The sequence below is a fragment of the Bradyrhizobium sp. 164 genome (genome assembly GCF_023073715.1).
In the GTDB taxonomy this organism is placed as follows: domain Bacteria; phylum Pseudomonadota; class Alphaproteobacteria; order Rhizobiales; family Xanthobacteraceae; genus Bradyrhizobium.
The window spans coordinates 307787-330149 of record NZ_JADPKA010000110.1; the positions used below are offsets into that span (position 1 = coordinate 307787).

General features: G+C 64.5%; 15 protein-coding genes. 11 read left to right on the top strand and 4 right to left on the bottom strand.

Annotated features, from left to right (window positions below; translation table 11 throughout):
- Positions 1-7: 7 nt before the first annotated feature.
- Positions 8-994, top strand: coding sequence for a glycosyltransferase (locus tag IVB01_RS34380; RefSeq protein ID WP_247277636.1), 987 nt, complete (start codon positions 8-10; stop codon positions 992-994).
- A gap of 16 nt (positions 995-1010) precedes the next feature.
- Here the strand turns inward: IVB01_RS34380 and IVB01_RS34385 are convergent, their stop codons facing one another.
- Positions 1011-2039: a glycosyltransferase family 2 protein gene (locus IVB01_RS34385; protein WP_247277637.1), complete on the bottom strand. Its 1029-nt coding sequence runs from the start codon at positions 2037-2039 to the stop codon at positions 1011-1013.
- A gap of 407 nt (positions 2040-2446) precedes the next feature.
- Between IVB01_RS34385 and IVB01_RS34390 the strand changes: the two genes are divergently transcribed.
- From IVB01_RS34390 to IVB01_RS34410, 5 genes are all read left to right on the top strand, one after another.
- Positions 2447-3247, top strand: coding sequence for a methyltransferase (locus IVB01_RS34390; RefSeq protein WP_247277638.1), 801 nt, complete (start codon positions 2447-2449; stop codon positions 3245-3247).
- A 278-nt stretch (positions 3248-3525) separates the two neighbouring features.
- On the top strand, positions 3526-5907 hold the full coding sequence (locus IVB01_RS34395) for a Wzz/FepE/Etk N-terminal domain-containing protein (protein WP_247495213.1): 2382 nt from the start codon (positions 3526-3528) through the stop codon (positions 5905-5907).
- Positions 5900-6703, top strand: coding sequence for a WecB/TagA/CpsF family glycosyltransferase (locus tag IVB01_RS34400; protein WP_247277640.1), 804 nt, complete (start codon positions 5900-5902; stop codon positions 6701-6703). The genes IVB01_RS34395 and IVB01_RS34400 overlap by 8 nt, the downstream gene beginning before the upstream one ends.
- Positions 6704-6722: 19 nt before the next feature.
- Positions 6723-7715, top strand: a complete 993-nt coding sequence (gene galE, locus IVB01_RS34405; RefSeq protein ID WP_247277641.1) for a UDP-glucose 4-epimerase GalE — start codon at positions 6723-6725, stop codon at positions 7713-7715.
- 226 nt (positions 7716-7941) lie between these two features.
- Positions 7942-8283 (top strand): hypothetical protein, encoded by a 342-nt coding sequence (locus tag IVB01_RS34410; protein ID WP_247277642.1) that lies wholly within the window; start codon positions 7942-7944, stop codon positions 8281-8283.
- Here the strand turns inward: IVB01_RS34410 and IVB01_RS34415 are convergent.
- Positions 8257-12372 (bottom strand): GAF domain-containing protein, encoded by a 4116-nt coding sequence (locus IVB01_RS34415; RefSeq protein ID WP_247448721.1) that lies wholly within the window; start codon positions 12370-12372, stop codon positions 8257-8259. The genes IVB01_RS34410 and IVB01_RS34415 overlap by 27 nt on opposite strands.
- A gap of 296 nt (positions 12373-12668) precedes the next feature.
- On the opposite strand from IVB01_RS34415, the gene IVB01_RS34420 reads away from it, so the two are divergent.
- Genes IVB01_RS34420 through IVB01_RS34430 form a run of 3 tightly spaced genes read left to right on the top strand, consistent with a single transcriptional unit; the run spans position 12669 to position 15909 of the window.
- The gene (locus IVB01_RS34420; protein ID WP_247495214.1) at positions 12669-13721 is read left to right on the top strand and encodes an Ldh family oxidoreductase; all 1053 of its coding nucleotides are present in this window, start codon (positions 12669-12671) and stop codon (positions 13719-13721) included.
- Positions 13722-13742: 21 nt separating this feature from the next.
- Positions 13743-15137, top strand: a complete 1395-nt coding sequence (locus tag IVB01_RS34425; protein ID WP_247277645.1) for an LLM class flavin-dependent oxidoreductase — start codon at positions 13743-13745, stop codon at positions 15135-15137.
- On the top strand, positions 15130-15909 hold the full coding sequence (locus IVB01_RS34430) for a fumarylacetoacetate hydrolase family protein (RefSeq protein ID WP_247277759.1): 780 nt from the start codon (positions 15130-15132) through the stop codon (positions 15907-15909). The genes IVB01_RS34425 and IVB01_RS34430 overlap by 8 nt, the downstream gene beginning before the upstream one ends.
- A gap of 187 nt (positions 15910-16096) precedes the next feature.
- On the opposite strand, the gene IVB01_RS34435 is transcribed toward IVB01_RS34430, so the two are convergent.
- Positions 16097-16552 carry an Lrp/AsnC family transcriptional regulator gene (locus IVB01_RS34435; RefSeq protein WP_247277646.1) on the bottom strand — a complete coding sequence of 152 codons (456 nt, stop codon included), beginning with the start codon at positions 16550-16552 and terminating at the stop codon, positions 16097-16099.
- Between the two features lie 156 nt (positions 16553-16708).
- Between IVB01_RS34435 and IVB01_RS34440 the strand changes: the two genes are divergently transcribed.
- On the top strand, positions 16709-20140 hold the full coding sequence (locus IVB01_RS34440; RefSeq protein ID WP_247277647.1) for an indolepyruvate ferredoxin oxidoreductase family protein: 3432 nt from the start codon (positions 16709-16711) through the stop codon (positions 20138-20140).
- A 12-nt stretch (positions 20141-20152) separates the two neighbouring features.
- On the opposite strand, the gene IVB01_RS34445 is transcribed toward IVB01_RS34440, so the two are convergent.
- Positions 20153-21064 carry a LysR family transcriptional regulator gene (locus tag IVB01_RS34445; protein WP_247417091.1) on the bottom strand — a complete coding sequence of 304 codons (912 nt, stop codon included), beginning with the start codon at positions 21062-21064 and terminating at the stop codon, positions 20153-20155.
- Between the two features lie 134 nt (positions 21065-21198).
- On the opposite strand from IVB01_RS34445, the gene IVB01_RS34450 reads away from it, so the two are divergent.
- On the top strand, positions 21199-22350 hold the full coding sequence (locus IVB01_RS34450; protein WP_247277649.1) for an HlyD family secretion protein: 1152 nt from the start codon (positions 21199-21201) through the stop codon (positions 22348-22350).
- The last annotated feature ends 13 nt before the right edge of the window (positions 22351-22363 follow it).

Here is a 22363-nt window from a genome sequence, read left to right on the forward strand (position 1 = left end):
TCGCAGCTTGATCACCGCCGACGAGGTTCTCGAATTAACGGCTGCCTCACGCGTGATGCCGGCGGCGCGCCTGCCGTTGCCGGTGAATCCGGGCGCGTCGGTATCCGTCGTCATTCCCGCCAAGAACGCTTCGGCCTATATCGGCGAAACCATCGCCAGCGCGCTGGCGCAACGCGATGTCGCCGAAATCATCGTCGTAGACGACGGCTCGACCGACGACACGATTGCGATCGTCCGCGCCATGCGTGATCCACGGCTCCGCATGATACAAAACGCCTCCGCGGGCGTGTCAGCGGCGCGCAATCTTGGCGCGCGGCAGGCGGTCGGCGATTGGCTGCTCTTCCTCGATGCCGACGACCGCCTGCGGCCCGATGGCGTGGCGGCCCTGCTGGCGGCAGCGCGCGGCGCTCCGCGCGCGGTTCTCGTCTATGGCGACTACAACACGATCGACAGCGAGGGACGGCAGATCGGCCGGCGCGATCTGCTGAAGGGACGCCGCAAGCCGTCCGGCGACGTGCTGACGCGGCTCGCAGCCGGCAACTTCATCGTCAATGGCGGCATCGTGCTCACCCGTGCGGAGGCTTTTCGCGCTGTGGGCGGCTTCGACGTCTCCCTCAGATATTGCGAGGATTGGCATTGCTGGTGCCGACTTGCCGCGATCGGCGAGTTCGAATTCGCGCCAAAGCTCCTGCTCGACTATCGCCTGCACACGGCGAACACGATGAATGCCGCGGTGCGGACGCCGCAGGATTTCTTCCCGGCGGTCGCGCGAGTCTTCGACGACGGGCTGATCCTGGCGAGACTGCCCGAAGGCACGGCCGGCGCGCTGCGCCGGGCCGCCGAGATTCATCTCGTCACCTATTCGGCGATGCAGGCGGTTCGCTTCGGCAGATATCGCGACGCCGTCGCCTATCTCGCCATGGTCGGCCGGCGCTCGCTCAAATCGCTGCCGCGCTCCGCGCTCCGGGTCGTCCTCGCCCGTTTTGGCATCTAGCTCCGCTACCAGGGCGTCAGGACACGATCTTCGAGGCTTCATAGGGCTTCGGCTCGATGCCGAATGCCGCAAGCACGGAGCCGAGCGCGACCATCACGGGATGCATCGCGACGACTGTCTTCGACGATGTCAGCAGACCGGCCGCACGCACTAGCGACAGCGGCAACCGGCCAACCATCTGCGCAAACACCAGCATCCGCGCCGCTGCGCTCTGCGCAGCCTTGGACTGCACGCGATAATTGATCGCACCGATGCGCAAGCCTCGCTTCGCGATCCAGCCGAGGCTGGTGCGGCTTTGCGGCACGGTCTCGGTGATGACCGCCTCCGCCGTCCAGTGGAATGTCATGCCGGCATCGCGGCACCGCACGAAGAAATCGCAGTCGCCGCCGCCGAGGAAATTGAAGCGCAGGTCGAAGGCCGGACGCTCGAACCGCTCGAATACCGCACGCGTGATCAGACAATTGCCGCAGCCATAGATCAGCGGCACCGCGCCGCTGTAATCATAGGCGGGACAGAAAGCGGGATGACGTGACAGCCAGGGCTGGCTGTCGTCGTCGAAGACCGGCAACACCGGCCCGCCGACCACGTCGGCGCCGGTCGCCTCCGCGGTGCGCACCATCAACTCGAGCCAATCGGGCGAGGCGATCTCGTCGTCGTCGATCATCAGGAAGCGGGTCGCGGCGGGAAATATGGCCTGCGCCGTCTCGAACGCGGCGTTGATCGCCTGGCAATTGCCCTGCCGCTTCTCGACGAGGCAGATGCCCTGGAGCCTCCCGTCGGCGAGATATTCCGCGGCGACCGGCGCGCTCTCGCGCAGCGCGGCATCGTTCTCGACCATGACGACCGCAAAGGAGCGAGGTGTGCGCTGGCTGGCCAGCGAGTCCAACGTCAGCCGCAGATGCTGCGGGCGGCGGAAGCAGGGAATGCAGACGACGATGCCGACCGACAGGTCGATGACGCTGGAGCTCGCCGCGATCTCGCGGTTGGGATCGCACACGAGGTCCGAGAAGCGCGTGGCGGACAAGTCTGTCGGGATCAGTGTCATGACGTCCTAGATGTCCGAGATATGTTGAAAAAGCCCTGCTTCGATCGCGCGGATCGGCCGCGTCCCGCGACGGCACATCGCGGCGGGACAGATGCGTCCCAAAATGAACGGCCGGCGAGCGGAAAATCCTCGCGCACGCTGGCGATCTCCAGCCATCTTGGCACAAACACCATGCAGTTAACCGCCTTCGCACGCTTCCGCAGCGAAACCTCGCACCCGTGTTAGTGCAACTCGCGGTCCAATGCGCCGACAACACCTCAACACGAACAATGCCGTGGTTAACGCCTATGCGCATTAACCCGACCGTAAGCACTGCGATCAGTGAGATGGCGCGGCATCAGATTTGCTCTTCGGCCAAGCGAGTTTTTTCCTGTAAATTTGAATAGAACAAGTGCGGTCAGAAAATCATGAACAAGCCAGCGACGATCGAGTTCGCGACAGCCACGGCGATCAACGTCTCCGCGGCCACTCCCCCCACCCAGGCGCTGCACGATCTGATCCCTGGCGAAGCCCGCGACAGCCTGCTCGCGATTCATGACGTGCTGCGCCGCGAACTGCCGCAGGGCCGGCTCGCCATCTATGAAGCCGGCGGTGGCTCGTGCAGCGTTCTGCCGCCGGACTTGCCAAGCCGCAGTCACATCACCGTCGTCGACATCGACGAGGATCAGGTCCGCAACAATACCTACGCGGACGTGGCGATCCTCGGTGACGTCCAGACCTACCGTTTTGGGCAAGAGACTTTCGATCTCGTCATCTGTTACAACGTGATCGAACATCTTCCCGACGTCGAAGCCGCACTGCTGAATTTCCGCGATGCGCTCAAGCGCGGCGGAATGATCCTGATCGGCGCCCCCAACCCGCGCTCGCTGTCCGGCGTGGTCACCAAATACTCGCCGCATTGGTTCCACGTCTGGTTCTACCGGAATATCCGCGGCATCAAGGATGCCGGCCTGCCGGGCGAGCCGCCGTTCCCGACGTTCTTCCATCCGCTGGTGACATTGCCGAGGCTCGAAGCATTTGCGGCCGCCAACGGTCTCGAGATGATCTATCGTCGTGAAGTCGAGAGCCCGCGCTATCCCGAGATGCGCCGGCGCAAGCCTTTGTTTGCGGCCCTGGCCGACGCTGGGGCCACGGTGCTGAACGCCGTGCTGCCGCGCGGCACCGACGTCCGCCGCGGCGATTATCACGTCATCCTGCGAAAGAGCTGACGCCATGCGCGCGCAGCGGATCGCACAACAAGCGAAGCTTCGCGGCCACGCTGCGCGCGGTAACGAACCGTTAATCTCTGAGCGACCTCAGCGTCGCCGCGACGCACCGAAGAACGACATGCGCTTAAACGCTTTGTTTGCCATTTCGGTGAATAGTCCCTCAATGAGTATGGTTAATTTTTCCTGTTGCGTTGATTGGGCACCTATATCCCGGGTGCGTGGCGTGAAACGAAGAGTAACCCCTCAGCCCGCGGCAGTTGGAATGAAAGCTGGGGATCATGCTTGACTATAACCAGCCGATTGAGCGGGCCAGACCGGAGGCCCCGCGAGGAAAGCCTCAGGCCGGCTTCAGCGTGCTGGAGCTCGCCAATCTGCTCTGGCGGCGAAAGGTCGCGATTGCCGCGGCCGCCCTGCTCGGCGCGACGCTTGCGGTCACCATCGGCAAGAGCCTGACGCCGCGCTACACCGCCACCGCACAGCTCTATGTCGACCCGCGCGAGCTTCAGCTCGTCGATCGCGAGCTGACGCCGCGCGCCCAGGACGTCTCCGGCATGTCCATGGTGGTGGAGAGCCAGGCGCGCCTGATCACCTCCAATAGCGTGCTGCTCCAGGTCATCCAGCAAGCCGGCCTCGACAAGGATCCGGAATTCGGCGGCGGCGAGGGCACGAGCCTGATGTCATCGCTGCTCGGCCTGATCGGCCTTCAGCCCCGCGCGCCCTCCGCTGCGGAAAAGAAGGAAGTGCAGCTCGCGGCGCTCGACGCGCTGAACCGGCACATCACGGTCCGCAAGACCGAGAAGAGCTTCATCGTCGACATCGAGGTCTGGTCGACGGACCCCGCGAAAGCGGCAATGCTCGCCAACACGCTGACCAATGCCTATCTTGCGGAATCCCGCAACTCGCAGGCCTCGGCCGCACGGCGCGCCACCAATGATCTCTCCGGCCGCCTGAAGGAGCTGCGCGAGCGGCTGCGCAACGCCGAGACCGCGCTTGCCACCTACAAGGCCCAGAACAATTTCGTCGGCACCCAGGACACGCTGATCAGCGACCAGCAGCTCTCCGCCAGCAACCAGCGGCTGGCCGCGGCCCGCGCGGCGACGATGGATGCGCAGGCGCGGCTCGACCAGATCGAGGCGAGCCGGCGCACGGCGGCGGATGCGGGCGCAATCCCCGAGGCGCTGCAATCGCCGACGATTGCGAACCTGCGCGCGCAATATGCGGACGCCCGCAAGAAGTATGCGGAACAAGCCGGCGAGCTCGGCCCGCGCCACCCGGCGCTGCGCCAGACCGAGAAGCAGGTCGAGGATCTCAAGCGCACCATCAACGAGGAAATCGATCGCTTCGCCCAGTCCGCCAAGAACGACCTGACGCGTGCCCGCGACTTCGAAGCCTCGCTCAACCGGGCGCTGGAAGCGCAGAAGCGGCAGAGTGTCCAGCTCAGCCAGGCCGCAGTCCGCCTGCGCGAGCTCGAGCGCGAGGCCGACGCCAGCCGCGACGTCTATCAATCCTTCCTCAAGCGTTCCCGCGAGACCGAGGAGCAGGAGAGCCTGAACACCTCAGCAGCCCGCGTCATCGGCGAAGCGACGGTGCCGCAGCGGCGCTCGTTCCCGCCGGCGATGAGCCTGTTTGCCATGATCGGCTTCATCTTCGGTGCGGTCGCGGCGTCGAGCTGGTTCGCTGCGGCCGAGCTCATGTTCGCTGGTGCGAGCGCGCCGGCGCCAACACCTGCCCGTCCACAGCGCACGCCGGCGCCGGATGCGACGCGAGCTCCGCAGCGCGCGCGGGCACCAGAGGTCTCGGAGGCCTGGCCGCCCCCGCAGGTCTCAGGTGCTCCGGAAGTAGAGCAAGCTCCGCCGGAACTTGCCGCACCTCCGTTACAGCCTTCGATCGTCGAGAAGCCCCTGATCGAGAAGCCGCTGATCGCACGCCTCCAGGAGGCCGACGTCATTCATACGCTCGGCGCCATTCTCGCCACCGGCGGCAGCGTCGATCTCACCCGGCTGGGCTGGCCGACCCTGCGCCCCGGCTTTCCCCTCACCACGCTGCTCAATGCCTGGCGCGGCATGCGCGCTGCCGTGGCCCGGCGCGCCGGCGGCATGGCGATGCCGGTCATCGCGCTCGTCGGGACCGGCGAGACCACCGGGCGTAGCGTGGCCGCATTGAATTTCGCACTGGCCGCCGCGCGCGACGGCACCCGCGTGCTGATGATCGATGCCGATCATCAGGCGCGTTCGCTCTCGAACAAGGTCGATCGTCGCGGCAAGAACGAGCCGAGCAGGCTCGGCTGGCTCTCGATTGGCAGCAAGGACGCCCGCGAGATCAAGACGGTCAACGGCATCTCGGTGCTGCCGGCCGCAGAGGGCGACGCCGGCAAGGCGGCCGACGCCATCCGCAAGGCGATTACACAGGCGCGAGCCGCGGGTGGCTATGATCTCGTGATCCTCGACGGCCCCGCGGTGCCGCTCTCGGCCGGCGGCCGCAAGCTGCTGGACGACACCGACGCGCTGGTGGCGGTGCTGCCGACCAGCCTCGACATCAACGACAGCCTGGAAGAGATCTTGACCACACTCGGCCGCGCCGAGCGCAAGCTCGTCGGCGTCGTGCTCGACGAGCTCACTCCCGCAGCCCAAACGCGCCAGCGAGGCCGGCAATATGCTTGAGCGTCGCGTCAATTTCGAGGGACGGACGGCAACTGCCGACGTGCCGCGGATCACCGTCGGCGGCCTTCGCATGGCCGCGATCGACCTGGAAGCGACCGCCGATTTCATGATCGAGGCGACCGATCCTGACAATCGCATCGGCCGTCCGCTGTTCCTGACTTCGGCCAATGGCGAGGTGCTGGCGCGCTGCTCGACCGAGCCGCAGACCGAGCGCCTGTTCCGCATCGCCGACCTGATCAACGCCGATGGCCAGCCGCTGGTCGCGGCTTCGAAGCTACAATCTTGGTTTCCGCTGCCGGAGCGCGTCGCAACCACGGACCTGTTCCATGTCGTCGCGCGCAAGGCGGAAGCGCTCGGCCGCACCTTCTACATGCTCGGCGCCAGCGAGGCCGAGAACATCGCAGCGGTCGAGAACGTTCAGAAGATGTATCCGAACCTCAAGATCGTCGGCCGCAGCCATGGCTATCTGCGCGGCGAAGCGTTGCGCGCGAAGGTCCAGGAAATCAACGCGCTTGCGCCGGATTATCTCTGGGTTGCGCTCGGCGTGCCCAACGAGCAGGCATTCGTGGAGGAATTCACGCCGCATCTCACCAATGTTGGCGTTATCAAGACATCCGGCGGCCTCTTCAACTTTTTGTCGGGCAGCCGTTCCCGCGCGCCGCAATGGATGCAGAAGATCGGGCTCGAGTGGGCCTGGCGCACCTGGCTCGAGCCACGCCGCCTGTTCTGGCGCTATTTGACCACCAACCCCCGCGCGCTCTATCTTCTCTTCAGCCGTAACCGACCCGTCCGTTAAGGGAAGAGCTGAACACGACATGACCGACCGACCGACCGTCCTCGTCACCGGGGGCGCGGGCTATATTGGCTCGCATGCCTGCCGCGCACTGACCGCCGCCGGCTATCAGCCCGTCGTTTATGACAATCTCTCGACGGGCCATCGCAGTTTCGTGACTGGCCCGCTGGTGACGGGCGATCTGCTCGACGGCACAGCACTGGCGCGCGCCTTCGCCGATCACAAGATCACGGCAGTGATGCATTTCGCGGCGGCGAGCCTCGTCGGGGAGTCCATGACCGACCCGCAGAAATATTACATCAACAACGTGCAAGGCACGCTGTCGCTGTTGCAGGCGATGCGTAACGCGAACTGCCATCGCATCGTGTTCTCCTCGACCGGCGCCGTCTATGGCAACGCCGATTCCAAGGAACTGCCGGAAGACTTTCCCTGCGTGCCAATCAACCCCTACGGCGCATCGAAATGGATGATCGAGCGCATGCTCGCCGATTACCGCGCGGCCTATGGCTTCGGCGCGTTCTGCCTGCGCTATTTCAACGCCAGCGGCGCCGACCCAGCCGGCGGCATCGGAGAACTGCGCGACAACGAAACCCATCTCATTCCGCGCGCCATGATGGCGCTTCAGGGTCATGTCGACTTCGCAGTGTTCGGCGACGACTACGGCACGCCCGACGGCACCGCGATCCGCGACTACATCCATGTCACCGATCTCGCCGCGGCGCATGTGGCGGCACTGAAGCTTCTGGAAGAAGGGCATGCCGGCGGCAGCTTCAATCTCGGCACCGGCTCCGGCTTTTCCGTGCGCGAGATCCTCAACGCCATCAGGCAGGAGACCGGACGCGAGGTGCCACACACCGTCAAGCCGCGCCGCGCCGGCGATCCCACTTATCTGGTCGCGGATCCCTCTGCCGCGAAGAAGGTGCTGAACTTCATGCCGCGTCACTCCGACCTGTCTACGATCATCCGCACCGCCTGGGCCTGGCACCAGAAGGCGCATCCCTTCAGGTCGCGTTAGGTAACCGTCCTGCACCTTGCCGGCAGGGCCCTTCAGCGGCTAAAGAGAATGAAGAGACTATGACAACCGGCGTCGACCGCTTTTCCGGCCGCCGCATGTTTCAGGCCTGGCCGCCGATGGGAGCGGCAGACGTGGCTGCGCGACACGAGCCGTTCTTCAAACGTAAAGACCACGACCGAGTGCGCGCATCGGCCTGCTCAGGCGGACCCAAGGGAGCACGGAACGAATGCATCAGGCCGCAAGCCTGCAATTCGAGCGCGTGGTGGAGGAGTTCGCCCGCTGGCTCGCTGTGCCCGAGGACGAACGTTCGCCGGCGCCGGCCTGGTGGTGGGGACCCGCGATCGCGGTGCTCGACGTGCGCCAGCCTATGCCAAGTGCGTGGTCGCGCACGCTCGGCCTCGGCGAAGGATCGGCCTTTGCCGATGGCGCGCGCCTACTTCTCGCGCTGTTCGAGGATCAGACCTCACTGCCGTGGCCGGAAGATTTTCCGCGCAAGGCGGAAAGCAAGGATGACGACGTCCGCGAGCTGCACCCGCAGCCGTCAGATGACAGCGCGTTTCAGCCGTAACGCTGCGGCATCGGTTGCGGCAAGGTCCGGCTCCGGCTGGAGCGGCGGCGCAACGGTCAGCTCCATCGGCCGCAGCAGTTCGGCCATCTGCCGCGCCGGCAGCGGCTTGGAGATCAGATAGCCCTGCATCTCGTCGCAGCCATGGGTACGCAAGAATGCCTCCTGCTCGGCGTTCTCGACGCCTTCGGCGACGACGGTCATGCCGAGCGCCTTGCCCATGCTGATGATCGCCTGCGCGATCGCCTGATCTTCCGAATCCTGCGGCAGGTCGCGGACGAAGGAGCGGTCGATCTTGATCGTGTCGATCGGGAAGTGCTTCATCAGCGACATCGACGAATAACCGGTGCCGAAATCGTCGATGGCGAGGCGAATGCCGCGGCTCTGTATGGCGTCGAGCACCTTGAGCGCGCGCCCGACATTGCGCATCATCATGCTCTCGGTGACCTCAAGCTGGAGCAGCACCGGCGACATGCCGCTGGCGGCCAGCGCCTCATCGACGTCCTGCAACAGATGCTCGTCGGCAAACTGCCGCGGCGACAGGTTGACCGCCATCGACAGGGGCAGCAGGCCGCGGCGCTGCCAAGCCATCGCTTGGGCACAGGCTTCATTCAGCACCCAGCGGCCGATCGGCACGATCAGCCCGGTCTCCTCGGCAAGCGGAATGAATTGCGCCGGCGAGACGTTGCCGAGATCGGGATGCGTCCAGCGCAGCAGCGCTTCCACTCCGGTGATCTGGCCGGTCTCCATATCCACCTTGGGCTGGTAATTCAGCGAAAATTGCTGGCGCTCCAGCGCCCGGCGCAGCGCGCTCTCCAGCGACAGACGTTCGATCGATTGCGTCTTCACTTCCTTCGAGAAGAAGCGATAGCCGTTCTTGCCGTCTTCCTTGGCGAGATACATCGCCATGTCGGCATTCTTGGTCAGCGTCTGCGCGTCGGAGCCGTTGGTCGGATACATCGCAATGCCGATCGAGGCCGTGGTGTGGCACTCGTGCCCGGCCAGCTCCATGGGCTCGGCAAGCACGGCAAGCAGCCCGCTGGCGATGCGCTGGACCTCGTCGATCTCGCCGCACCGGTCGAGGATCACCACGAACTCGTCGCCGCCGAGCCGTGCCACCACGTCGCTAGTCCGCAGCGCGCTCCGCAACCGACTCGCCACTTCGAGCAAGAGCAGGTCGCCGGCCTCGTGGCCGAGCGAATCGTTGATGACCTTGAAGCGGTCGAGATCGATGAACAGCACCGCAAAGCGGTGATCGTAGCGCTGCGCCGCGCCGATCGCTTCGCGCAACAATCCGTTGAATGTCTCGCGGTTCGGCAGGTCCGTCAGGCTGTCATGCGAGGCGAGGTATTCGATCCGCTCGTCGGCCTTCTTTTTCTCGTCGGCGCGATCGAAATTCTCCATCGCGAAGGCAACGTTGTCGGCAAGGCGCTGCAACAGCTCGACGAACTCGGCGGTGAACGTGTCCTTGTCGGTCGACATGTAGATCATGACGCCGACGGCCAGATCATGAACGATGAGCGGGATCGCCGCGCCCGACCGTGCGCCGTCGCCACGAACAATGGCGTGGAAGGCGCTCACGCGCTGGTCGTTGAGATAGTCGTTGCTGATGCAGGGCTGCCGGGTCCGGAACGCCGTGCCGGCCATCCCCCGACCTTCGGGGCGCTCGGGGTCGACCGAGAGGCGGACATTGCGCGTGGTGTCGGACGACGGTCCTGCGCTTGACACGATCTTGAGCTGGTCGCTGTCGGCGCCGGCGAGCGCAATGGTCGTCGAGGTGAACTTGGCGCCGTTCGATGCGGCGAGACACACGAGGTCGAACAATTCGGCGCGCGATTTCGCCCGCATGATCGCCTCGTTGGTCGCGCTCAGCGCCGCGAACATGCGGGTCAGGCGCTCCTTCTGCGCCTCGGTGCGGGCCTTTTCCTCGGCGCGGTCGAAATTGTCGAGCGCGAACGAGACGTTCTCTGCGAGACGGGCCAGCAGTTCGACCAGATCGGGCGTGAATGTATCCTCCTCCGGAGCAAGGAACAGCAGGATGCCGATCGGCTCCTGACCGGAACGTAGAAGCGGGAAACTGGCAGCGGCCCGGGTTCCGTCCTCGACCGCCTTGGAGTGCCAGTGTGCTGAGCGCGGATCGTGCATATAGTCGTTGACGACACTGGGCCGGCGCGTCCGCAGCGAGGTTCCAATGATGCCCTGGCCCTCGGGATGATCCGGGGCAATCGCGCAGGTGCGCCCGACCATTCGCTGCTGGAGCCGTCCCTTCACGGCGACGACCCGGACCAACTCACGTTTCTGGTCGATGATTCCAATCGTCGCAGAGGCGAACATGCCGCCCAGCACGGCCGCCTGACATGCGACTTCGAACAGCTCCTCACGGGTCTCGGCGCGCATGATGGCTTCGTTGGTGGCACTCAACGCCGCGAACATGCCGCTCAGCCGGTCTCGCTGCTTGTCGGCCTTCGCCTTCTCCTCGGCGCGGTCGAGATTTGCGATCGCAAATGACACGTTGCGTGCGAGCCGTTCCAGCAGTTCGACCAATTCCGGCGTAAACGTGCCGATCTCGAGCGAGTTGAACAGGAACACGCCCTCCGTGCGGTCGCCGTTCAGCAACGGCAACACGGCGGAGGACTTGACGCCGGTGCGGCGGGCACTCTCGTGCCAGGGTTTGAGGCGCTCGTCGGCGAGCAGGTCATTGGAGATGCACGGCTGCCCGGTGCGGAAGCACGTGCCGGTCAGGCCTCTTCCCTCCGGCACCTTGTCGGTCGTGGCGAATTTGAGTCTGCGTACTTCATCGGAGTACGGCCCTGCGGAGGCGACGACCCGAAGCAAGCCGGAGGCGGGCTCGGCAAGCGCGATCGTTGCCGAGCCGAACTTACCACCCTGCACTGAGGCCTCGCATACGAGATCGAACAGCTCGGCACGCGACGTGGCCCGGATAATCGCCTCATTGGTGGCGCTCAGCGCGGCGTACATGCGCGCGAGCCGCTCCTCCTCGCGCGCGATCTGCGCCTTCTCCTCGTCGCGATCGAAATTCTGGAGCGCAAAGCACACGTTCTCGGTCATCCGCAGCAACAGCGCGACGATGCCATGGTCCTTCGCCCAAGACTTGCTGACGAAGAAGAACATCACGCCGACGCTGGTTCCGCGCTTGATCAGTGGTGCGGCGACGCAGGCGACCGCGCCAGCATTGATGCTGGCCCGCTCCCAAGTCGTTCCCTTGGTACGACCGACGAGGTCGTCTTCGACCATCGCCTTCTGTGTCCGGAAGACCTGGCCGGAGATGCCCCGACCGTGAGGATTGTCGGGATCGATCGAGTAGCGTGCCTGTCTGATCAGATCGAGATTTTGTCCGGTCGCGGCCACCGGCGTCAGCCAATGCGAGTTCTCCTCGCGCAACAGCACGAAAGTCGCCAGTGATTTGCCGCCGTGCACTGCTGCGTCGCAGACCCGCTGATACAAGTCCAATTCGGTATTGGCTTTGAGGATTGCCTCGTTGGTCGCGCTAAGCGCCCCAAACATGCGATTGAGCCGCCGCATCGCCGCCTCGCTGTCCCGGCGCGCTCCTTCTCGCTCGAAATTCTCGAGCGCATAGGAGATATTGGCTGGCATGCGCTCGAACAGCGACACCATCTGCTCGTTCAGCGATCCGGCGTTGCGGCGGGTCACGTAGAGCACGCCGACGCCCTTGCCGTTACAGAGGAGCGGGACTGCTGCAGCCGCCCCGATTTGGGCCTTCGCCGCACCCTCGCGCCACGCCAGCGAACGCGGGTCGTTCAGATAGTCGTTGCTGATGCACAGCTTCTGATCGCGAAACGCCTCGCCGCCGACGCCGGATCCTTCGGGCGTGCCTGCTTCCGTCGTGATCACGATCGAGCGCAGGCGCGCAACGTCATCGCCGCAGCCGGCCGCAAAATGCAGCCGCCGGCCGTCCGGTCCCACCAGAAACACCGCGACCGCCAAAAAATCTCCGCTCGAAAACCCGGCGTCGCAGACCTTCTGGTACAGCTCGTCCGGCGATTTCGCGTAGAGAATCGCTTCGTTGATGGCGCTCAACGCCGCAAAGGTGCGTGCGAGGGTCGTCGGCACGTTCTCAGCTCCCGGGCATTTTCTGCCTATTTTTCCCGGGTGACTTTATGGGTGGCGATCGCCTAAGTGGACGTTATTGCGCGCTGCAAACCCTCAATCAAAGTGAATGAGCGGCGAACGGCCGGCGCCAAACTGTCGAAAATACCGCCGCATGGCACGAACTGTCGACCGAAGGCGCGTTCTCTTTACGAAAATGCAGCCCTGTATTGGTTTACGGGAGATTGATATCGCGCCGGCGCTTTGAGACCATGCACCCAACAAACACCCTGTTAAGGGCACCAAGCCGAGGAAACGCCATGCCGATCGTCGGGGCCGAGCGTCTCACGTGCATCAGCGCAGCGCTGCTCCGCGCCGCCGGAGCGTTCGAGGAAGAAGCGGACGCGGTGGCGTTCGGCTGCGTCAACGCCAATCTCGCCGGCCATGACTCGCACGGCGTGATCGCCGTTCCCACTTATATCGACCGCATCAAGGCCGGACACATCGTTCCCGGCGCCAAATGGACCATCGTCCAGGAATCGCCGACCACGACCGTGATCGATGGCCATTGGGGGTTGGGCTACCACGTCAACGCCAAGGCCATGGCACTGACCATCGAGAAGGCGAAGACGGCGAACGTCGCCGCCTGCACCGTGTTCCGGCAGAGCCATGTCGGCCGCCTTGCCGCTTATCCGTTGATGGCGATGCGGGAAGGTATGATCGGAATCGCAACCGCGGACTCCGGCCGCTCGCCGAAGCACGTCGCCCCGTTTGGCGGCAAGGAGGCGCGGCTCGGCACCAACCCGATCTCGATCGCGGTGCCGTCCGACCTCGATGCGCCGTTCTATCTGGACATGGCAACCTCGGCGGTGGCGGCCGGCAAGATCCAGCTCGCGCTTGCCCGCGGCGAGGAGATTCCGGCGGGGTGGATCATCGATGCCGAGGGGCGGCACACCACCGATCCGTCCCAATATCGCAAGGGCGGCGCGCTGCTGCCGCTCGGCGGCACCGAGGGCTACAAGGGCAGCGGTCTTGCTGCCATGGTCGAGGTGCTGTGCGGCCTGCTCACCGGTCTCGGCTTCGGCGTCGAGCCGACCGGGCGGCACAATGACGGATGCTTCATGGCGGTGTTCAACGTCGCGGCCTTCCGTCCGCTGAAGGAGTTCAAGCGTGAAGTCGCCGAGTTTGCGCATTACCTCAAATCGACGCCGCCGTCCGAAGGCAGCACGGGCGTGTTCTATCCCGGCGAGATCGAGGGCCTGCGCGAGCGGCAACGCCTGCGCGACGGCATCGAGATCGAGGATACGACCTGGGGGAAGCTGCGCGCGCTGGCGCGCGAGTACCGGCTCGACACCGTCCTCGATCTGGCTTGACGGCATCAGGAGAACAGCAGCATGACGCGGCAGATGGTACTGGTCGGCTTCCTCCAGGCGCAGAACTGCACGAACTTGCCGAGCTCCTGGCGGCATCCGGACTCGCGCAACGATTCGATGTCGGCGGATTATTATCAGGAGATCGCGAGAATCCTCGAAGCCGGCAAATTTCACATGGCCTTCTTCGACGATCGCCTTGCGATGCCGGACCGCTACGGCAACGATCACGCCCACACCGTCGAATACGGCATCCGCTGCGTGAAGATGGACCCGCTGATCGTGCTGACCACGATGGGCATGGTCACCGAGAAGCTCGGCCTTGGCGCGACCTGCTCGACCACTTATTACGAGCCGTTCGACGTCGCGCGACGCTTTGCAACGCTCGATCTGATGTCCGGCGGGCGCGCCGGCTGGAACGTCGTCACCTCGCTGAACGACGGCGAGGCGCTCAACATGGGGCGCGACTCGCACCCCGAGCATGATTCCCGCTACGACCGAGCCGACGAGTTCATGGAGGTCGTGCTCGGCCATTGGGACACCTGGGAGGACGGCGCGCTCATCATGGACAAGAAGAGCGGCCGCTTTGCCGATCCCACCAAGGTCAAGCGACTCGATCACAATGGACCGGCCTTCAAGTCGCGCGGACCGTTCACAGTGCCGCGCTCGGACCAGGGCCATCCCGTGATCATCCAGGCCGGCGCGTCCGGTCGCGGTCAGCGCTTTGCCGGGCGATGGGGTGAGGTGATCTTCACCGCCGCGCGCAACCTCGCGGGCGCCAAGGAAGGCTATGCTTCCGTGCGTAACGAAGCCGCCAAGGCTGGCCGCGATCCCGACCAGATGCTCCTCTGCAACCTGACGACGCCGGTCTGCGCCGCGACCAAGGCGGAGGCCGAGGACAAGATGGCGCTGATCAACAAACTTCCGCTCGAGATCGACGCGTTGTCGCTGCTCGCCGAAGCGCTCAACTACGATTTCGCCTCCAAGGATCTCGACGAGCCGCTGACGACGGCAGAGCTGAAGAGCATGCAGGGCATCTTAGGCATTCGCGACGGCGTGCTGAAGAATTCGGGCAAGAGCAATCCGAGCGCGCGTGACTTCGTCACCTACTCCGGCCGCGGCCAGGTTCAGGATGCGATGGTCGGTGGTCCGAAGGAGATCGCGGACAAGCTGGAAGAGATGTTCGCCGAGCGCGGCTGCGACGGTTTTGTCATCGCCGCGACTTACGTACCCGGCTCTTACGCGGATTTCGTGCAACACGTCGTGCCGGAATTGCAGCGGCGCGGCCTGTTCCAGAAAGAATACCGCGGCAAGACGTTGCGGGAAAATCTCGGGCTCAAGCGGCCGGCACCCGGTGCCTGGAAGACTCAGCCCGCGATGCCGCGGAATGACAACGAGGGCATAACATGCGCTGGCTGAATTCACTGCCAGGGACAGGACGTCCTGGGGGATCGTTGAAGACGACCAGGTGATCGCCGTGGACGGCGATCCCTTCAGTGAATGGCGGCGCAGCTCGCGCACGCATCCGCTGTCACAAGTTACCATCGAGCTGCCGCTGATTCCCCGCACCTTCTATTGCGTCGGCCTGAACTACCTGAAGCACCTGAAGGAGGCCGCCGACAAGCGCGGCGAGGTGCCGGCAGTGCCAGACCGTCCCGAGATCGGCTATCGCGCGCAAAACGCGCTGATCGCGCATGACCAGGATGTCGTGATCCCTTCCTTTGCAACGGACAAGATCCACTATGAAGGCGAGCTCGTCGTCGTCATCGGCAAAAAAGTGAAGCATCTCACCGAAGCGAACGCGATGGATTGCGTGTTCGGCTACACCATCGGCAACGACGTCAGCGAGCGCAGCTGGCAGAAGGCTGATCGCAGCCTGTGGCGCTCCAAGAACGCCGACACGTTCAAGCCGATGGGCCCGTGGATCGAGACCGAGGCGGACCTCGCCAGGATGCAGACGATCGTCCGGGTCAACGGCAAGGAGACCAATCGCTTCCAAACCAACGACATGATCTTCGGCGTGGTGCCGTTCCTGGTCGAGCTGACGAAGTATTTCACGCTGTGGCCCGGCGACGTGATCTGGATGGGCACGGACGGCGCCTCGCCGGATATCAAGCACGGCGATGTCGTGGAGATCGAGATCAGCGGCATCGGAACGTTGCGGAACAGGTTTGTCAGGGAGAAGGTATAGCGCACGCTGCACCCACAGTGTCGGCCCGGCGAAAGCCGGGAGCCATACCGCCGCAGCAGATATGTTATGATCGGGACTCGTTGTTATAGCTTCGCAAACAATTGGCATTCGTGATCATGGGTCCCGGCTCCCTGCGCAATGGCGCAGCAGGGCCGGGACGACCACGGATAATCCGTGCACACCTGCGTCAAAACGGCAGTGCCACGCTCGTCTTGATCTCCTTCAGCACCACATTGCTGCGGACGTAGCGGATGCCGGGGATGCGGAACATGAATTCGTCCAAGAATCTGTTGTAGGCGGCCATGTCCTGCACGACGACGCGCAAGTGATAATCGGCATCGCCCGTGGTCGCAAAGCACTCCAGCACCTCGCGGCGCGTGGTGACCCGAGCGACAAATTCATCGACGAACTTGGCGTCATGCCGCTCCAGCGAGACGTGGAGGATGGCGGACATCGCAAAGCCCGCCCGCTCGCGATCGATCAGCGCTGCATAGCTACGGATGACGCGGCTTTCCTCAAGCGCGCGCACCCGGCGCCAGCAGGCCGAGGTGGACATGCCGACCTCATCGGCAAGCTGCTGGTTGGTGGCGCGGCCGTCCTTCTGGAGGTGCGCAAGAATCCGCGTATCCTGCTCTTCGATCATGGAATCCTCACAAACCGGATAACTTAACCGAATTATAGGCCAAATCAGGTTACATCTACCAGAATAACCGCGCCTATTGGGAAAGATAGGTAAGACCTACCAGCCCCCCGAGCCTAACCTCTGCTGATCCGGCAGGGAATGCCGCGGGAGGTCCGCATGGACGCCATTCCGTCCCTCGACACTTACGAACTCTCCGACCGCTATGACCGCGAGCAAGGCCGTGTCTTCCTCACGGGCACACAGGCGATCGTCCGTATCGCACTCGACCAGGTCAGGCGCGATCGCGCCCGCGGCCTCAACACCGCCGGCTTCATCTCCGGCTATCGCGGCTCGCCGCTTGGCGGCATCGATCTCGAGCTCTGGCGCATCCAGGAGCGATTAAAGCGCGACCGCATCGAATTCCTCCCCGCAGTCAACGAAGACCTTGCGGCAACAGCCGTGCTCGGATCGCAGCAGGTCGAGACGCAAGGGGACCGCGAGGTCGATGGCGTGTTCGGGCTCTGGTACGGCAAGGGCCCCGGCGTCGATCGCTCGGGCGATGCGCTCAAGCACGGTAATGCCTATGGCTCCTCGCCGCATGGCGGCGTGCTGGTGGTCGCCGGCGACGATCATGGCTGCGTCTCATCCTCGATGCCGCACCAGTCCGACGTCGCCTTCATGAGCTGGTTCATGCCGACGTTGCACCCGGCAAGCGTCGGCGAATATCTCGAGTTCGGCGAGTATGGGTACGCATTGAGCCGCTTCTCCGGCATGTGGGTCGGCTTCAAGGCGATTTCGGAGATCGTGGAGTCTGGCGCCTCCGTGGCGCTAAGCCCGCCCCGCGACTTCCGCACGCCCGACTTCGCGCCACCACCGGGAGGCCTGCACTATCGCTGGCCAGACCTGCCGGGTCCGCAGATCGAGGAACGACTGGAAGCGAAGAAGCACGCCGTCTACGCCTTTGCGAAGGCCAATCCGATCGACAGGCACATCTACGACATTCCGGGTGCCACCTACGGCATCGTCACCACGGGCAAGGCGCATCTCGACCTGATGGAAGCGCTGCGGCTGATGGACCTCGATGAAACGGCCTGCCGCAGCATCGGCATCGACATCTACAAAGTCGGCATGGTCTGGCCCCTGGCGCTGCATGATGCCATGGAGTTCGTGAAGGGCAAGCGCGAGATCCTCGTGGTCGAGGAAAAGCGCGGCATCATCGAGAGCCAGTTCAAGGAATATTTCTACGATTATCCGGGCGCGAAGCCCGAGCGCATGGTCGGCAAGCATGACGAGCGGGGGGCGCGGCTGATCTCGTGGATCGGCGAATTGTCACCGCGCGCGCTGGCTGCCGTGCTGGCGCGCCGGCTCGACCCGATGTTTCCAGGCCTCAATCTCGCCGCGCGGGCAGCTGCCTTGATGCCGGAGGCCGCGCGCACGATCAACGTCCCAGGCGCGACGCGCACACCCTATTTCTGCTCGGGATGTCCGCACAACACGTCGACCAAGGTGCCGGAGGGCTCCAAGGCCCTCGCCGGCATCGGCTGCCACTTCATGGCGAGCTGGATGGGCCGCGAGACCTCCTCGCTGATCCAGATGGGCGGGGAGGGCGTGAACTGGGCGGCTTCGTCGAAATTCACCGGCCACAAGCACGTGTTCCAGAATCTCGGCGAAGGCACCTATTATCATTCCGGGTCGATGGCGATCCGGCAGGCGATCGCCGCCAAGGCCAACATCACCTACAAGATCCTGTTCAACGATGCCGTGGCGATGACCGGCGGCCAGCCGGTCGACGGGCCGGTCAGCGTGCATGCCATCGCCCACAGCGTCCGCGCCGAAGGTGTTGAGCGTATCGCGCTGCTGTCGGACAATCCCGCGCAATTTTCTCCGCCCGACCTGCCAACTGGCGTCACCATCCATCCACGCGAGGAGATGGACGCGGTGCAGCGCGAGCTGCGCGAGGTGCTAGGCGTCTCCGTGCTGATCTACCAGCAGACTTGCGCCACCGAGAAGCGCCGGCGGCGCAAGCGCGGCCAGATGAACGACCCGAAGCGCTATGTCTACATCAATGATCTCGTCTGCGAAGGCTGCGGCGATTGCTCGGTCGAGTCCAACTGTCTCAGCGTCGAGCCGAAGGAAACGCCGTTCGGCCGCAAGCGCCAGATCAATCTCTCGGCCTGCAACAAGGATTTTTCCTGCCTCAACGGCTTCTGCCCGAGTTTTGTTACCGTCGAAGGCGCCACGCGTCGTCAGAAAACCGCGAGCCGGATCGACGCGATCGGCCAGGCCGCGACGCTGCCTCTGCCCGCCTTCGCGACGCTCGACCGGCCCTACGACCTGCTGGTGACCGGCGTCGGCGGCACCGGCGTGATCACGGTCGGCGCGCTGATCGGCATGGCCGCGCATCTCGAACGAAGCGGCGTCTCGGTGCTGGATTTTACCGGCTTTGCGCAGAAATTCGGCCCCGTGCTGAGCTACATCCGGCTTGCTCCTTCCCCCGGGGCGCTGCATCAGGTCCGTATCGACCAGGGCGCGGCCGATGCGCTGATCGGCTGCGACCTCGTCGTGAGCTCCTCGCCGAAGGCCTCCGGCACCTATCGCCGCGGCACGCGCGCCGCGGTCAATACCGCGGAGATGCCGACCGGTGACGTCGTCCGCTTCCGCGATGCCGACCTCGCCTCCCCTGCCCGCATGCGCGCCATCGGCCGCGTGATCGGCGATGGCAATCTCGATACGATCAACGCGAATGCGCTGGCCGAAGGGCTGCTCGGCGATGCCGTCTATGCCAACATCATCATGCTGGGCTTTGCCTGGCAGCACGGATTGGTGCCGGTCTCGCTGCAAGCGCTGCTGCGCGCGATCGAGCTCAACGGCGTCGCCATCGAGCGCAACAAGCAGGCGTTCGCCTGGGGCCGCATCGCCGCTGCCGATCCGGATTTTCTGCCGAAGACGGACCGCGCGCCCACGGCCGAGACACTCGACCAACTCATTGAACGCCGCGCCGATTTCCTCACCGCCTATCAGGACGAAGCCTATGCGGCGCGCTACCGGGCGCTCGTCACGAGGGTCCGCCGCGCAGAGGCCGTCCTGAACAGCGAAGCCCTGACCGGCGCGGTTGCCCGCGCCCTGTTCAAGCTGATGGCCTACAAGGACGAGTACGAGGTGGCGCGGCTGCATATGCAGAGCGGCTTCCTCGACGAGCTAAAAGGCGAGTTCGAGGATGGCTTCCGCATCCAGTATCACCTTGCCGCGCCTTTCCTGCTGTCAAGCCGCGATGCACGTGGGCGTCCGCGCAAGCGCGCCTTCGGGTCGTGGATCCAGGCACCGCTCCTCATGCTGGCGCGGTTGAAGGGGCTGCGCGGAACACCGTTCGATCCATTCGGCTACACGGCCGAACGGCGTGCCGAGCGGGAGCTGATCGCCTGGTACGAAGGCCTGATCGAGCGGATGCTCGGCGAGCTTGACGCGGCACGTCTGCCGAATCTCACGGCCATCGCTAGGGCTCCCATGGACATTCGCGGTTATGGCCCGGTGAAGGAGGCTGCGATCGCGAAGGTGAAGACTGAGGTCGAATCCTTGCTGGCTCGGCCGGCCGCGGCCAAGGCAGCCTGACCGCATTCGTCCTCACGAATAAGGGTTGATCAGCTTCTGCTGTTCGGCGCTGTGATGCACGAGCATGTCGATGAAGGTCCTGACCTTCGCCGTCAGATGGTGGCGATGCGGATAGACCGCGTTCATAGACAGCTCGACGGTCCGATATTCCGGCAGCAGGCGGACCAGCCGACCCGATTCGAGATCGTCTTGAACGAGAAACCCAGCCATTAGGCAGATAGCCGCGCCCTCCAGCGCCACCTTCCGCAACGCTTCTCCGCTGTTGGTGACGAAGCTGCCTGAGATGCGGACCGATGCCGGCGCACCCTTGCGATCGAGGAAGCGCCACTCGTCACCGAAGGGATAATTCAGGTGCCGGCCGCAATTATGCGCCGAGAGCTCATCGAGCTTCTGCACGCGGCCGTGCTTGTCGAGATAGTCGTGCGAACAGCACAGCACATGGCGCCACGTGGCGAGACTCCGCACGATCAGGCTGGAATCCCGCGGCTGGGTCATGCGCAAGGCGACGTCATAACCTTCCTCGATGAGGTCGACGTCGGCCTCGCCCATGCGCAGGTCGATCTTGAGCTCCGGATAAGTCGACAGGAGCTGTGCAACCACCGGCGCGACGAATGGCACCATGTGCGTGGCGACGTGGATGCGCAGCGTGCCGCGGGGTACCGACTGCAATTCGCTCGCGATGTCGTCGGCCTGTTCGAGATCGGCGAGGATCTGCGTGGCACGGTCGTAATAGGCCTTGCCGATTTCGGTGAGGCTGACTTTCCGCGTGGTCCGATTGAGCAGCCGCACCCCCAGCCGCTCTTCGAGCGCCTGGACATGATTGCTCACCATCGTCGTCGACATGTTGAGCCGACGGGCAGCGGCGGAAAAGCCGCCACTATCGACCACCCGGACGAACGCCGTGAGGCTGCTGAAGCGGTCCATGTCTCGAAGCCCCCGATTATCCACCTAGACCGGATAATTCTTCCAATAATACCACGATTATCGCAGCCGTGAGGACAACGCATCTTAGGGCCAGCGGCGCCCCTCAGAAGGCGCCCGGGAATCTCGAGGATGTCATGTCAAATGCTTCGTATGTTGCTGAAACAAATGAGAAAATCTGGCTTCGCCCGTCTCGCCAGGCGCTCCAGCGGGGCGCGGTCGGCCTGGCGCTGGCCCTCGGCATCGTCGTCGCTGGCGATTATGGCTACGATTACCTGAAGACCGGCCGCTATCTCGAATCCACCGACGACGCCTATGTGAAGGCCGATTCCACGATCATCGCGCCTAAGGTCTCCGGGTACATCGCGAAGGTGCTAGTCGGCGACAACCAGAAAGTCAAAGCAGGCCAGCTGCTGGCCAAGATCGACGATCGTGACTTCAAGACGGCCCTCGACCAGGCCCGCGCCGATGTCGAGGCCGGCGAAGCCTCGGTGCGCAACATCGATGCCCAACTCGAATTGCAACAGCCGATCATCGCGCAGAGCACCGCCGACGTCACTGCTGCTGAGGCCAATCTGAAATTCGCCCAGGAGGAACGCGCCCGCTACGACGACCTGATGAAGTCGGGCTCCGGCACCATCCAGCGCGCGCAGCAGACCGATGCGGCGCTGCGCGCCAGCACCGCGCAATTGCAGCACGCCAAATCCGGTCTCTTGGCGGCGCAGCGCAAGGTCGACGTGCTCACCACCCAGCGGGCCCAGACGGCGGCCCAAGTCGAGCGAGCCCGCGCGGTGGCGCAGCAGGCGGCGCTGAACCTGTCCTATACCGAGATCACCGCGCCGGTCGACGGCACGGTTGGCGCACGGAGCTTACGCGTCGGCCAGTACGTGCAGGCCGGCACACAATTGATGGCCGTGGTGCCGCTGGATGCCGTCTATGTCGTCGCGAACTTCAAGGAGACGCAGCTCACGCATATGCGCCCCGGCCAGCCCGTCGAGCTACGCGTCGACAGCTTCCGCAGCAAGACCCTGCGCGGCCATGTCGACAGCCTGTCGCCGGCAAGCGGGCTCGAATTCGCCCTGCTGCCGCCGGACAACGCCACGGGCAATTTCACCAAGATCGTGCAACGCGTGCCGGTCAAGATTGTGCTCGACGACCACAGCCTGACCGGCCTGCTGCGCCCCGGCATGTCCGCAGTGCCGACCGTCGACACCAAGCAGGCGGTGCTGGCCGAACGCGAGACGGCCAGGCATCTCGCCGACAACACAACCCGTCCGAATGGCGGCTGAAGCTGACGAGACT